A 13287-nucleotide genomic window follows, 5' to 3' on the forward strand; every position below is an offset into this window, starting at 1 on the left:
GCGGCTGTTTGATGTTACTTGGATATGGTTTTACTGTGTTTATATACAGTTTAAACCTTCGCCACTCGCTTGCCCAGCGATTTTGTGCAAACTGCGGATGCCGCCCTGCGCAGCCAGCCATTTTGCGCCACCGGCAGCGACAATCTTCAGCTTGCCGAGCTGTAAGCAAAATCTGGCCTGCTCAAAGGAACGATCTCGTTCTTCAGACTTTTCAGTTCCACATCGGTCAGCAAGCCGCGATGTGCTTCCGTCCTGCCCCTGGGAAGGGTAACTTCGTAGTCGACAATGTTGCGTGCCATCAGCGTTTGCAGCACCTGCTGCTGGCGCGGCGTCAGGTAGCCTGCATGCGTGCCCAGCATATTTTCCAGCTGCTCCCGGAATTGCTCGTCGCCGACGCCGTTATACGTATCCTGGTCTGCCATGGAGTCAAGCAGCATGCTGAAAATAAAGTCCTGCAGCGTATTGGCCATATAGTGCGTTTCGTTCTGGTCGTGCCACAGCAGTACGATGGGCACCTCGCCATCGGCCTGGCCAGAAGGGAAGAAGCAGTAGTGATCGCCAGCGCCCGTTTGCGCAAACGGAATGAACGTGAATGCCGGATCGATCTGGCGGTAATCGTCAGGCTCCTTCAATGCTGCGAGTTCCTGCGCAACAGCGTCGACATTAAGCAACTCGAAGTCGTCGGCAAACAGCAGCAGGGTCGGCCGGTCTTTCAAGGTGGGCAAGACGAGCTTTTGCCACTCTGGTCCGTATTCACCGACATTGAGCATGCCATCCTGCTCAAGCTGCTTGTACAGGGGAGGGAAGGAAAAGCCATGCTGGCTTTCTATTTCGGTCAAGGTCATGTGTATCCTGTCGATAAGTTGTAAATTGATTAAAGCATGATAGTTGGTCTACGCAACATGGTGCGCCATATAGCAAGGTCACGGCGTTCCCGCCGCGGCTAATTAATAAACATTTTCATTTACTTATTTAATGTAACTCCGTATTCTTGCCACATATACCTTGTCAAGAAAATCTGTCGCATGAAAAATATCGTCCTGATTACCGCTGCCTGCATGCTGGGCTTGCTGTCGACCATCGGCGCGTCCCTGCCGTATCCCATCTTGCCACCGCTGTTCGCGGCCGAGGCGCCGAATGCTTTCAATAATTTTCTTGGCTTGCCATCGAAACTGCTGTTCGGCCTGGCGCTGACCATCAATCCGCTGGGCCTGCTGATCGGTTCGGCCTTGCTGGGGCCGCTGTCCGACCGCTACGGCCGTCGACCCCTGCTGATGCGCACGGCTGTTGGCGCCGCCATCGGCCATGCGATCACCGCCTGGGCGCTGGTGATCCAGTCTTATCCGCTGTTTATCGTTGCGCGGTTTATCACCGGCCTGCTCGAAGGCAATGGCGCCGTGGCGCGCGCCATGCTGGCCGACCAGTTGCAAGGCCCGCTGCGCCTGCGCGCCATGTCGTGGCTGAACGGCGCTTTTTACCTGGGCTGGCTGGTGGGGCCTATCCTGGCCGGCGCCACGTTGGCGTGGGGCGTGACGGTGCCGTTCTGGATCGCCGCCGGCGCGCTGATGCTGGTGGCCGTGCTGGTGGCCATCGGCTTGCCGCGCGAAACGCCATCGCTGCTGACGACCTCGTGGTGGCAGGTGGCGCGCGACCGCCATTCGCTCAATCTGTTGCGCCACGAAGAGCTGCGTACCTTGTTCATCGTGCAACTGGCCCTGACTTGCGGCGTGGCCAGCTTCTATGAATTTTATCCGCTGTGGCTGGTGGAAACAGCGCACTACAACGCGCAGGCGATTGCCTGGGTGAATGTGGGTCTGTGCGGCACCATGACCATCACGTCGCTGCTGGCAGGCGGACCCAGCCGTCATGCGCCGCTGCTGCGTGCCGGCTGGTACGCCTGCGCCGTGGCGCTGGCAATCGCCATCCTGGCGATGGGCAATATCTGGGTCGGCATCACCGCCATCGTGCTGTTCGGCATCCCCAACGCGCTGTACAACACGGTGCTGCAAGGCTGGTGCGCCGAGCGTTTCAGCACACATGGACAGGGCGCCGTGATGGGCTTGCTGTCGACTACCTTTTGCATCGCCAATATCATTGTTGCTTTGGTCGGGTCGCTGCTGATCCTGCTCGACACGCGGCTGGTGCTGGTGGTGGGCGCCCTGTGCGCTGCCTGGTCGGCCTGGCGCATGCATGGCTGGCGCCGGCATTTGCATGCAGCCGATGCGGCGTCCTTGAAGGTGGCTGCGTGAGCACATCCGAACAGACACTGTTCCTGCTGAAAATGCGCGGCCCGCAGACGGCGCAGCAACTGGCAGCCTTGCTCGATGTGACCTCGATGGGCGCGCGGCGCCAGCTGGAAGCGGCGTATGGCAAGGGGCTGGTAGCCTTCGAGGACGTGGCCGACAAGGTGGGCCGGCCTTCGCGGCGCTGGTCGCTGACTGACGCCGGCCACGCGCGCTTTCCCGACCGCCATGCCGCCCTGACCCTGGAATTGATTAGCCAGGTGCAGCAGTTGTTCGGCGACGAGGGCATGGACAAATTGATCGCCGCGCGCGAGGCCAGCAGCGAAGCGGCCTACCGCGCACGCATCGACGAAGGCGCGCCGCTGGCCGACAGGGTGGCCAGCCTGGCCATGGTGCGCGATGGAGAAGGTTATATGGCCGATGCCGCGCCGCAGCCTGACGGCAGCGTGTTGCTGGTGGAAAACCATTGTCCGATCTGTGCGGCAGCGACTGCCTGCCAGAAATTGTGCCGCTCGGAACTGGCGATTTTCCAGCGCGTGCTGGGGGATGATTGTACTGTGGAACGCAGCGAGTATCTGCTGGAAGGGGGCAGGCGGTGTGTGTATCGGATCGTGCCGATAGCAGCCGCTCCCCAAGGAAGCGGCCACAGGATATAACGCTTATTTCTTCGGCGCCTTTGCCGCTTTCGGCGTCACTTTTTCAGATGCTTCCTGCATCCCGGCCGTCGCCTTGTCCGACGCCTGCGCTACCTGGGCCGAGGCCTTGGCTATCTGTTCTTCCACGGTTTTCACGGCCTGCTGGGTGGCTTTGGTGACTTGCTCGTAGCCGAGGAAGGCGTTGTCGATGGCGGCCTTGACGATGGCGACGGCGTTTTCCGAGCCGGGCGGCACGTTTTTCGTCACGTCGTAGATCAGGGCGCTCAGGTTGCTTTTGGCTTCGGCCACATGGGCTTCGGCGGCGGTGGTGAACTCGGTGTGGATGTCCTTGATGATGGCATCGAGCTGCTGCTTGTAGGCCTTGGCGCCGGCCACGCCGGGCTGCAGCTGGGCGGCGGCGGCCGCCATTGCCGCTTTCGGATCCTTGGCCTGGCTGATTTCCTTGCCGGCCGCGATGCTGTCCTCCATGCCGGATTTGGCGGTGGCCATATTCAATGCCAGCACTTGCTCCACGCCCTGCACCGCCTTGGTGGTCAGGGTGTTGAAGGTCATCAGCTGGAATTCAAACAGGGCCTTGGTGGCCGATGCGAATTGTTCGGGATTGGTAAACATGTGGTCTCCTCGGTTTGAATAGATACGTCTTCATCTTCCAATACTCTTCGGCACTGCATTGCCTTCGCTTGCTGTCAAGCCGGTTGCCCCGTGTTGTTGTGTCCCCATTATTTAACAAGCGCCGGTTTTTCGCAACGGCTATCTTTGTACGGTCCCGAGGCCAGTTCCCAGCCGAAACCCAGGGTAGCTTGCGCGCAGGACAGGGTACCATCGACCTTGCTGCGCCATTTGTACCAGGGCGCCGGTGCGCCGAATGCGGCCGTGCAGGCGGCCAGCAGGGTGGCCGCGACCAGGTGCTGTATCTTCATTTTAATCTCCAGTGGCCATGCCGGCCTGCGGCGCGACGACCGGCAGGTGCAAGGTAAAGGTGGTGCCGGCCTCGCTGCTGGTCGCCTCGATATGGCCGCCGAGCACGCCGGTGACGATATTGTGCGCCACGTGCAGGCCCAGGCCCGAGCCGCCCGAGCCAAGCCGGGTGGTAAAGAAAGGGTCGTAGATACGCGCCAGGTCGCCGGCGGCAATCCCGGCGCCATTGTCGGCAATCGCAATGCGGATCGACTCGCCGTCGGCACTGGCGCGCGCCGTGATGCCGATGGTGCCGCCGCTGCGTCCCTCGAAGCCATGGCGCACGCAGTTTTCCACCAGGTTGCTCAGCACCTGGCCCAGCGGACCGGGGTAGCTGTCCAGTGCCAGGTCTGGCGCCACGTCCTGTGCCAGCACGTGGCCGGCGCCTTTGAGCGTGGCCGACAGCGGCAGCATCAGTTCGGCGATGAACTGGCGCAGCAGGAAGTGGCGGCGCTGCGAGCTGGCGCGGTCGACGGCGATCTGCTTGAAGCTTGACACCAGGCCGGCCGCGCGCTGCAGGTTGCGCAGCACGATGGCGTCCGCTTCGCTGGCCTGCGCCAGATAGGCTTCCAGTTCCGAACGGCGCAAGCCATCCTGCAAGCCCGCTTGCAGCGCTTGGGTGCGCTCGGTCATGGTGGTCGCTACCACCAGGGCGTTGCCGATCGGCGTATTGAGTTCGTGCGCGATGCCCGCCACCAGCGCGCCCAGCGCCGCCAGTTTGTCGCGCCGCACCAGTTCACCCTGGGTAATCGACAGGTGTTCGAGCGCCGCCGCCAGTTCGCGGTTGGCCTGTTCCGATTGTTCATGGGCCAAGGTCAGTGCGGCCGTGCGCCTGGCCACCAGGTCTTCCAGGTGGGTGCGGTGGCGCTGCAATTCCTGCTCGTGGCGCATGCGGGCTATCGCGATGCCGGCCAGGTCGGCGGCCACGTCGATCAGCATCAGTTCCTGCGGCACCGGGCTGCGCACTTCGCGGTAATACATGGCGAATGAACCGAGTACCTTGTCGTCCTGGCCGAAGATGGGCTGCGACCAGCAGGCGCGCAGGCCGAAGGCGGCGGCCAGGGCGCGATACGGCGCCCACAGCGGATCGTGTTCGATGTCGCTGACGACCACCGCCTCGCCGAGGAACATGGCGGTGCCACAGGAGCCGACGCCGGCGCCGATCTCGGCGCCTTCGAGCAGCGCCATATACTCGTGCGGCAAGCTGGGTCCGGCCACGCTGTGCATGTGCCGGCCGTCTTCATCGAGCAGCATGACGGAGCAATACACGCCGCGCGACTGGCCTTCGATCAGCAGCAGCAAGCGTTCCAGGGTGGGCGCCAGCGGCGCGCCCTTGGCGATCATTTCCAGCAGCGCATTCTGGCCCGCACGCAAGGCTTCGGCCAGGTTGCGCTCGGTCAGGTCGATAATGCGCGCGTGCACCAGCTGGCGGCCCGGCACCGACAAGCGCATCAGCCGGATTTCGCAGGCAATGGTATGGCCTTCACGGTGGCAGCACTCGGCGCAAAAGACCACGATCTTGCCTTGCAGCGTATCGTGCATTTTTTCCTGCAGCAGCTGGGCCGAGGCCCGGCCATCCGCTTGCCGGCCGGGAAAGACGCGCTCGATGCCGCCTTGCAGCAGGGTCGCTTGCGGCATGCCGAACAGCTTTTCGGCCAGGTGATTGGCGTCGATCAGCACGGCATTGTCGATGTCGAACAGCAGCACCGCATCGGGTGAGCCGGCCAGGATCGAGTGGTAATTGACTTCCAGCGTTTGCGGATGCACGGGGCGCGGCGGCGCGGCGGCAGGATCGCTTTGATGCGCCTTGTGCAGCGCCAGTTCCATCAGGATTTTTTCGGCCACGTCGCGCGCATTGAACGGCATCTTGATATAGTCGCTGGCGCCGGCGCCCACGCTGCGTCCCTGTTCTTCGGCACTGGGCGAGGACGACATCAGCAGCACTGGCACGCCATGGCGCTCGGCCGCATTGCGCAGGCGCAGGCAGGTGGCGTCGATATTCGCACCGGCCAGCGCCGCGTCGAGCAGGATCAGGTCAGTGCCGCCGGCTGCCAGTTCCACGCCGGCATCGATATCGCTGGCCACGCCGGTATCGAGGTTATGCCGGTCCAGCACATACAGCAGTTCGCGCATATCGCTGGTGGCTCTGCTGACCAGCAAGACCCTGGCCATGCCGGCGGTGGGGGAAATCAGCTGATTCATGGTGTCGCAATCATGACGCCTGTCGGTGGGCTTAGTATTACACCAAGGCCCATCACTGTAAATGTGCGACTGGTAACAAAAAGCAATAGTATCCGGCAGTTATCCAGCAGATCAAGCCGCCAGGTCCGCCGGCGAACCCTGCGCCAGCCCGGCGCGCGCCTGTTCGATGCGCGGGTAATTGTCTTCGATCCAGTCGACCAGCACGGCCAGCCGTTCGGCCGCCTCGCGCCCGAGCGGCGTCAGGCTGTATTCCACCTTGGGCGGTATCACCAGATAGGCCTGGCGCAGCACGAAGCCGTCGCTGCACAGGGCGTCGAGGGTTTGTGCCAGCATTTTCTCGCTGACGCCGCCCACTTGACGGCGCAGTTCGCTGAAGCGCTTCGTGCCGCTCAGCAGAAGGACCAGCACCAGCACCGCCCAGCGGCTGGTCAGGTGGCTGAGCACGGCGCGCGAAGGGCAGGCGGCCACCATCAGGTGGGCTTCCTTGCTTTGCATGGCGAGCGCGGCGCGCATCCTGGCGCCCGGTATGTCTTCGGTCATGATAATCAGCCTTGGAAAAAAGAAACTTCATACTTACCAAAAGGTACGTACTTACATTTCGTAAGTGGTGGGGCTATTATAGATTTTTCTTAGTCAACCACAAAGGACTTATCATGATCGTCGTCACCGGTGCCACAGGCAATCTGGGCCAGCACGTTATCGCCAGCCTGCTGAAAACCGTTCCTGCCAACACCATCATCGCCGCCGTGCGCAATCCGGCCAAGGCAGCCGACCTGGCCGCGCAAGGCGTGCACGTACGCCAGGCCGACTATAACGACGGCGCCAGCCTCGATGCGGCATTCCAGGGCGCGACCAGAATCCTCCTGATTTCGTCGAGCGAAGTGGGCCAGCGCGCGCAGCAGCACCAGAACGTGATCGACGCGGCCAGGCGCGCCGGCGTGGCGCTGCTGGCCTATACCAGTGTCTTGCGCGCCGACACCACGCCGCTGGGTCTGGCGGCCGAACACGTGATTACCGAAGCGGCGATCCGCGCATCAGGCTTGCCGTTCAGCTTCCTGCGAAATGGCTGGTACCTGGAAAATCACACCGAACACCTGGCGCCAGTGCTCGAGCATGGGGTGGTGCTGGGCGCGGCGCAGGATGGCCGTTTCTCGTCGGCCGCGCGCCGTGATTACGCCGAAGCTGCCGCTGCCGTGCTGACCAGCGATGCACCGCAAGCCATTTATGAACTGGCCGGCGACGACAGCTTTACCTTGAGCGACTACGCGGCCGAAGTGGCGCGCCAGTCGGGCAAGCAGATAGCGTACAACGATATGCCGCAGGCTGACTTCAAGGCGTTGCTGGTGAGTGTGGGCGTGCCGGAAGGCTTTGCCGCGATGCTGGCCGATGCCGATGCGTGCACGGCCAAGGGAGCGCTGGAAGAGCATGGCAAGCAGCTGAGCACCCTGATCAAGCGTCCGACCACCAGCCTGGCCGAGGCCGTGAAAGCAGCGCTGGCGAAATAGGGGAAGGAGCAATGAAAAAAGCCGCAGACTCATGAAAGTCTGCGGCTTTTTTGCGAATTAGGTAATGGTGCCCACGAAGGGACTCGAACCCCTACACCCGAAGGCACATGGACCTGAACCATGCGCGTCTACCAATTCCGCCACGTGGGCACTGATGCTGCTGTATTGCTGGACTACTTTACCTTGCTGCTTTACTGCGGATAACAACGAAAACTGCTCGCTGCTGGTGCCCACGAAGGGACTCGAACCCCTACACCCGAAGGCACATGGACCTGAACCATGCGCGTCTACCAATTCCGCCACGTGGGCATATGTGCTACTGACTGCTCGTTTCTGCTACTTTGCTGCGGATAACAACGAAAACTGCCCGTTGCTGGTGCCCACGGAGGGACTCGAACCCCCACACCCGAAGGCACATGGACCTGAACCATGCGCGTCTACCAATTCCGCCACGTGGGCATTGTGCTGCTTATTTGCTGCTTTCTTGCTTGTCGCTGCGTGTTCTGCAGCGACGGACAAAATCATAAGGGTTGGCGCGCATTCGGTCAATCAACATTTGCTGTTTTCTTCAAGAAAGGCTGTTTTTACGTGAAAAATGCGCCGCCCCCATGAAAACTGCCTGTTTTTACGGCGCAGCCAACCCATCAGCACCAGTCCCAGGCCCAGCAGGGGCATTGTGCCCGGCACGGGTACGGCAAACAGGGCGACGTCCCAGCCGATGGCGTCGAGCGCGATCAGGTCGCTGGCGCGCAGCACCAGTCGCTCGCCATAGGCGACCGTCGGGTCCATGATGCCGAGGCCGAGCTGGTCGCGCCAGTGGCTGGCCTGGTCGCCATCGCCGTGGTTAACGCCATTGGCAAACAGCGGCCCGCGCGTGATGCCGCCATCGAGCGAAAAATACTTGTCGCGGTTGTCGGCCGTCCAGTCGATCACGCCGGCGGCCGTACTTTCGCTTGAATAGCGGAACAGGTCCAGCGGCGAGACGTAGCTGAATTCGATATCGTCATACGGCCCGCCCAGAGGTGGCGAGTTGTAGTCGAGGATGTCGACGCCGCTCGAAAATCCCAGTGCGTGGCCGATTTCGTGCATGGCGACGCCGATAAAATCGATGGCATTGCGCGCGATGCCATTGCCGGGATCGAAATCGAAGGTGAAGTCGCTATTGAACTGGATAAAGCCGTCGCAGTCACCCAGGCAGCCGGGCAGTGATTGCGATGGGGGTGTCAGGCCCAGCGCCCTGGCTTCTGCATTGCTCATGTACAGGTATTGGTTATTGTCGTCGCCGTTGTTGTCGGCATACGGTATGTCGCTGCCGGGACCGTTAGGGTTGTTTGCCGTGTTGTTGATCAGCATGCCGAAATCGCCGCCGCCGGGCAAGCTTGCCAGCGCCTGCCGGTCGTAGGTGGATGTGACGTCTTGTGCCAGCGCATTGCGCACATCGCCATAGCGGTAAAACGCTTCGCTCGAACCGGTCTGGCCCAGAATGCTGTTGCCGAGGGAATTGAAGCCGACCGTCAGTTCGATCGTGACCTTGTCTTTCAGTACGTGCGACCATCTGGCGGCGGCAGCCTGGAAGCCCTGTTGCGCCTGTAGCGAGGTACCGGGAACGTATTGCAGCTTGAAGATGGGGGTGGCCAGGCAGGTCAGGGGCAGGCTGGTGGCCAGGCAGAGTAGAAGCGAGCAGACTTTCATGGTGGCTCCACAGAATGAGGGGGGGGAGATGCCACCGCCACGCAAAAAGCGTGCTCGTCTTTAATAATCAGGGACTTGCGTTGAGCGCAGGATGTTGCTTGCCCTGGGTTGTCAGAAAGTCCGACAGTCAGAATATGCCATCAAGAAATGAAAAAAGCCGCAAACTCGTGAGAGTTTGCGGCTTTTTGCGAATTCGGTAATGGTGCCCACGGAGGGACTCGAACCCCCACACCCAAAGGCACATGGACCTGAACCATGCGCGTCTACCAATTCCGCCACGTGGGCACTGAGACTGCTTGCTGACAACCACTTGCTAGGTGACAAGTAACTTCGTCGTTCTGCTATTATAGCGACTTGAAGAGTTTTGCGCCAGATGAGCTTTCGCTCCATACTGCACATCAACCCTGTACCGCTCTCTTGTGACGTCGCACCGGTAAAGGTGATTCGCTGCAAGAGACGAGGATTATAGAGCAATATTTGCCGATGTCAAATCCCTGGCGCGCTTTTCTGCAAATTTTAATCAGGGAACGGGCAGGCCGCTTTCCGGCACGCTGTCTGTTAGGTAAATCAGGGCGTCCTCCGGTACACTATGGTCTATCACCGTGTCGATTGACGGTGATGTCATCGGCCTGTTTTCCGTTTGATCACTGTCAATACAACTATAGAAATACTCTTGAGCCAAAATACCCACACCATCCCCAGCCGGGAGGACATTCTCGGCATATTCCGCAGCGTCAACGCGCCTCTCGACCCGCAGTCACTGGGGAAAACGCTGCAAGTGCATGCCGACTCCATGGATGTCCTGGTTCGGCGCCTGAAGGCCATGGAACGCGACGGCCAGCTGAAGTCTGACGCCAGCGGCGTGTTCAGCCTGGCCGACCAGAGCGCTCTGGTGGCAGGTCGCGTGACCAGCCACCGCGACGGTTTCGGCTTTGTGATAGCCGACGACGCCAGCGCCGACCTGTTCCTGCCTGAAAAAGAAATGCAGAAAGTGCTGCATGGCGACAAGGTCATGGCCCGCATCGTCGGTACCGACCGCCGTGGCCGACCGGAAGGCACCATCGTTGAAGTGACCTACCGCGCCAACAGCCATGTGATTGGCCGCCTGATCCAGGAAAACGGTATCTGGGTAGTGGCGCCGGAAGACCAGCGCATCGGCCAGGATATCCTGGTGACCGGTTCGGTGGGCAAGGCCAAGGCTGGCCAGATCGTCAGCGTCGAACTGACCGAGCAGCCTATGCGCTTCAAGCAGCCGGTCGGCAAGATCGTCGAAGTGCTTGGTGCGCTGGACGACCCGGGCATGGAAATCGAAATCGCCGTGCGCAAATTCAATGTGCCGCATATTTTTTCCGCCGCTGCCCTCAAACAAGCTGAAAAACTGCCGTTCGAAGTGCGCGCCGCCGACCTGAAAGACCGCGTCGACCTGCGCGACGTGCCGATGGTCACCATTGATGGCGAAGATGCACGTGACTTTGACGACGCCGTCTACTGCGAACCGGTCAAAGTTGGCCGCGCCAACTGCTTCCGCCTGATCGTGGCGATCGCCGACGTCAGCCATTACGTGAAACCGAACGACGCGCTCGACACCGACGCGCTCGAACGCAGCACTTCCGTGTATTTCCCGCGCCGCGTGATTCCGATGCTGCCGGAAAAACTGTCGAATGGCCTGTGTTCGCTGAACCCCGCCGTCGACCGCCTGACGCTGGTGTGCGACGCGGTCGTCACCGATAAGGGCGACATCAAGGCCTACCAGTTCTACCCGGCCGTGATTCACTCGGCTGCGCGCCTGACCTATGATGAAGTCGCTGCCGTACTGGGCAACACCAAGGGTCCGGAAGCCGTGCGCCGTGCCGAGATTTTGCCGCATCTGCAAAACCTGGAACGTGTCTATCGCGCCTTGCTCAAGGCACGCTCCGAGCGCGGTGCCATCGATTTCGAAACCACCGAAACCTATATCGTCAGCAATGGCGCCGGCAAGATCGAAAAGATCATCCCGCGCACGCGCAACGAAGCACACAAGATCATTGAAGAGTGCATGCTGGCGGCCAACGTTTGCGCGGCGGACTTGCTGCTGCGCCATAAACACCCGGGCACCTACCGCATCCACGCCAGCCCGACCAAGGAAAAGCTCACGCAAGTGCGCACCTTCCTGAAACAGGTCGGCCTGAACCTGACCGGCGGCGACAAGCCCACGGCCACCGATTACCAGACCCTGATGCAGCAGATCAAGGAGCGTCCCGACGCCGCCCTGCTGCAAACGATGTTGCTGCGCTCGATGCAGCAAGCTGTCTACAGCCCGGACAATATCGGCCACTTCGGCCTGGCGTACGAGGCGTATGCCCACTTCACCAGTCCGATCCGCCGCTATCCCGACCTGCTGACGCATCGCGCCATCAAGGCGATTTTGCAAGGCAAGAAGTACGAGCCGAAATTGTCCGACAAGACCGTGCTCAACACCAATGTGTCGAACGCCACGCGCAAGCAGCAGGCGAAAGACAAGGCCGACGGCAAGCCGAAGAAAACCGACCTGACGATCTGGGACGCCCTGGGCGTGCATTGCTCGGCCAACGAACGCCGCGCCGACGAAGCGTCGCGCGATGTCGAAGCCTGGCTCAAGTGCTACTTCATGCAGGATAAACTCGGTGAGCAATTCACCGGCACGATTACCGGCGTGACCACCTTCGGCCTGTTCGTGCAGCTCAACGAGTTGTTTGTCGAAGGCCTGGTGCATGTTACCGAGCTGGGCAGTGACTACTTCCAGTACGACGATGCGCGCCATGAACTGCGTGGCGAACGCACCGGCAAGCGCTACCAGCTGACAGACAGTCTGACGGTGCAGGTTGCCCGCGTTGACCTGGAAACACGCAAGATCGACCTGCGCCTGGTGATCGACGGCGAAGTGGCTGGCGAGGACGGGGCAAGCGAGCAGGCCGGCGGCAGGCGCAACAAAAAGCCGATGGTCAAGCCGGGTCCCGCGACCGGGCAGCGCCATGAAATCAAGGCTGGTGGCAGCAATGCCGACTCCCGGCCCAAGCGCGGCAGGTCCGGCAACAGCAATAACAATAACATTCCCGCAGCGCCTGCTGCGGCCGCACCACGAGCAGAAAAAACTGTATCAAAGACCAGCAAGAAGAAGCGATAAACAATGAAGAATAAAATGATTTTCGGCTTCCACGCCGTGACCTCGCGCCTGCGCCATGAAGCGTCGACGGTGGAAGAGATTTTTGTCGATGCCAGCCGCGTCGACGGTCGCATGAAAGACATGATCGCCGCCGCCAAGGCTGCGGGCGTGCGTGTCATGCCCGTCGATTCGGCGCGCCTGGACAAGATCGTCGGCACCCGCCGCCACCAGGGCGTGATCGCGTTTGCGTCGCAGCTGTCGCTGGCGCGTAACCTGGACGAACTGCTGGACGCGGTTGACGGCCCGCCACTGCTGTTGATCCTTGATGGCATCACTGATCCGCACAACCTGGGTGCCTGCCTGCGCGTGGCCGACGGTGTCGGTGCACATGCCGTGATCGTGCCAAAAGACCGCGCCGTGGGCCTGAACGCCACCGCCGCCAAGGTCGCCAGCGGCGCCGCCGAGACCGTGCCTTACATCACGGTCACCAATCTGGCGCGCACCATGCGCGAGCTGAAGGACCGTGGCATCTGGCTGATCGGCACCTCGGACGATGGCGAAAAAGGCCTGTACGAAGCCGATTTCACCGGCCCGACCGCGCTGGTGATGGGTTCGGAAGGCGAAGGCATGCGCCGCCTGACGCGCGACACCTGCGATATCCTCGTCAATATCCCGATGTTCGGTTCGGTCGAAAGCCTGAACGTGTCGGTAGCATCGGGCGTCTGTCTGTATGAAGCACGGCGCCAGCGCATCGCCTTGGAAGCGTAAGTTCTGGGGTCAGACCTGCCGGGTCTGACCCTAATGCCGTTAAGTTAGTGTTCGCCTGAGACGTCGCTCTGGATAGCGTTGTGGTTTTGCCTTTGCGACCCGATCAAATTTTCGATCGGGTCGATAGACATTGAGCTCGACGA

General features: G+C 61.2%; 11 protein-coding genes and 4 tRNA genes. 5 read left to right on the plus strand and 10 right to left on the minus strand.

From position 1 onward, the window contains the following. Positions 1–146 precede the first annotated feature (146 nt). Positions 147–845, minus strand: a complete 699-nt coding sequence (locus ACQ4WM_RS17420; RefSeq protein WP_436547921.1) for an SMI1/KNR4 family protein — start codon at positions 843–845, stop codon at positions 147–149. A 180-nt stretch (positions 846–1025) separates the two neighbouring features. Between ACQ4WM_RS17420 and ACQ4WM_RS17425 the strand changes: the two genes are divergently transcribed. Together ACQ4WM_RS17425 and ACQ4WM_RS17430 are read left to right on the plus strand one after the other, a co-directional pair. Next, positions 1026–2249, plus strand: coding sequence for an MFS transporter (locus ACQ4WM_RS17425; RefSeq protein ID WP_436547922.1), 1224 nt, complete (start codon positions 1026–1028; stop codon positions 2247–2249). Then, entirely contained in the window at positions 2246–2899 is a 654-nt protein-coding gene (locus ACQ4WM_RS17430; protein ID WP_436547923.1) for a helix-turn-helix transcriptional regulator, read from the plus strand. The genes ACQ4WM_RS17425 and ACQ4WM_RS17430 overlap by 4 nt, the downstream gene beginning before the upstream one ends. 3 nt (positions 2900–2902) lie before the next feature. Here ACQ4WM_RS17430 and phaP read toward each other — a convergent pair whose 3' ends face one another. From phaP to ACQ4WM_RS17450, 4 genes are all read right to left on the minus strand, one after another. Then, a complete protein-coding gene (phaP, locus tag ACQ4WM_RS17435; protein WP_436547924.1) occupies positions 2903–3511 on the minus strand; it encodes a TIGR01841 family phasin in 609 nt (202 codons plus the stop codon). A 107-nt stretch (positions 3512–3618) separates the two neighbouring features. Further along, the gene (locus ACQ4WM_RS17440) at positions 3619–3819 is read right to left on the minus strand and encodes a hypothetical protein (RefSeq protein WP_436547925.1); all 201 of its coding nucleotides are present in this window, start codon (positions 3817–3819) and stop codon (positions 3619–3621) included. Between the two features lies 1 nt (position 3820). After that, positions 3821–6058 carry an ATP-binding protein gene (locus tag ACQ4WM_RS17445; protein WP_436547926.1) on the minus strand — a complete coding sequence of 746 codons (2238 nt, stop codon included), beginning with the start codon at positions 6056–6058 and terminating at the stop codon, positions 3821–3823. A 111-nt stretch (positions 6059–6169) separates the two neighbouring features. Further along, positions 6170–6598 carry a winged helix-turn-helix transcriptional regulator gene (locus ACQ4WM_RS17450; RefSeq protein WP_436547927.1) on the minus strand — a complete coding sequence of 143 codons (429 nt, stop codon included), beginning with the start codon at positions 6596–6598 and terminating at the stop codon, positions 6170–6172. 113 nt (positions 6599–6711) lie between these two features. Here ACQ4WM_RS17450 and ACQ4WM_RS17455 point away from each other — a divergent pair, with 113 nt between their 5' ends. Then, positions 6712–7563 carry an SDR family oxidoreductase gene (locus ACQ4WM_RS17455; protein ID WP_436547928.1) on the plus strand — a complete coding sequence of 284 codons (852 nt, stop codon included), beginning with the start codon at positions 6712–6714 and terminating at the stop codon, positions 7561–7563. A 65-nt stretch (positions 7564–7628) separates the two neighbouring features. On the opposite strand, the gene ACQ4WM_RS17460 is transcribed toward ACQ4WM_RS17455, so the two are convergent. From ACQ4WM_RS17460 to ACQ4WM_RS17480, 5 genes are all read right to left on the minus strand, one after another. After that, a tRNA-Leu gene (locus ACQ4WM_RS17460) sits at positions 7629–7713 on the minus strand. A gap of 74 nt (positions 7714–7787) precedes the next feature. Then, positions 7788–7872: transfer RNA gene (locus ACQ4WM_RS17465), tRNA-Leu, on the minus strand. A gap of 65 nt (positions 7873–7937) precedes the next feature. Further along, positions 7938–8022: transfer RNA gene (locus ACQ4WM_RS17470), tRNA-Leu, on the minus strand. Between the two features lie 90 nt (positions 8023–8112). Then, positions 8113–9255 carry an NF038122 family metalloprotease gene (locus ACQ4WM_RS17475; RefSeq protein WP_436547929.1) on the minus strand — a complete coding sequence of 381 codons (1143 nt, stop codon included), beginning with the start codon at positions 9253–9255 and terminating at the stop codon, positions 8113–8115. Between the two features lie 200 nt (positions 9256–9455). Beyond that, positions 9456–9540, minus strand: a tRNA-Leu gene (locus ACQ4WM_RS17480). Between the two features lie 388 nt (positions 9541–9928). On the opposite strand from ACQ4WM_RS17480, the gene rnr reads away from it, so the two are divergent. Both rnr and rlmB read left to right on the plus strand, forming a co-directional pair. Next, complete coding sequence (rnr, locus tag ACQ4WM_RS17485) at positions 9929–12397, plus strand: ribonuclease R (protein ID WP_436547930.1); 2469 nt, start codon at positions 9929–9931, stop codon at positions 12395–12397. Positions 12398–12400: 3 nt separating this feature from the next. Continuing rightward, positions 12401–13144: a 23S rRNA (guanosine(2251)-2'-O)-methyltransferase RlmB gene (gene rlmB / locus ACQ4WM_RS17490; RefSeq protein ID WP_436547931.1), complete on the plus strand. Its 744-nt coding sequence runs from the start codon at positions 12401–12403 to the stop codon at positions 13142–13144. The last annotated feature ends 143 nt before the right edge of the window (positions 13145–13287 follow it).

Source organism: Janthinobacterium longum, assembly GCF_051380735.1.
Lineage (GTDB): Bacteria > Pseudomonadota > Gammaproteobacteria > Burkholderiales > Burkholderiaceae_D > Janthinobacterium.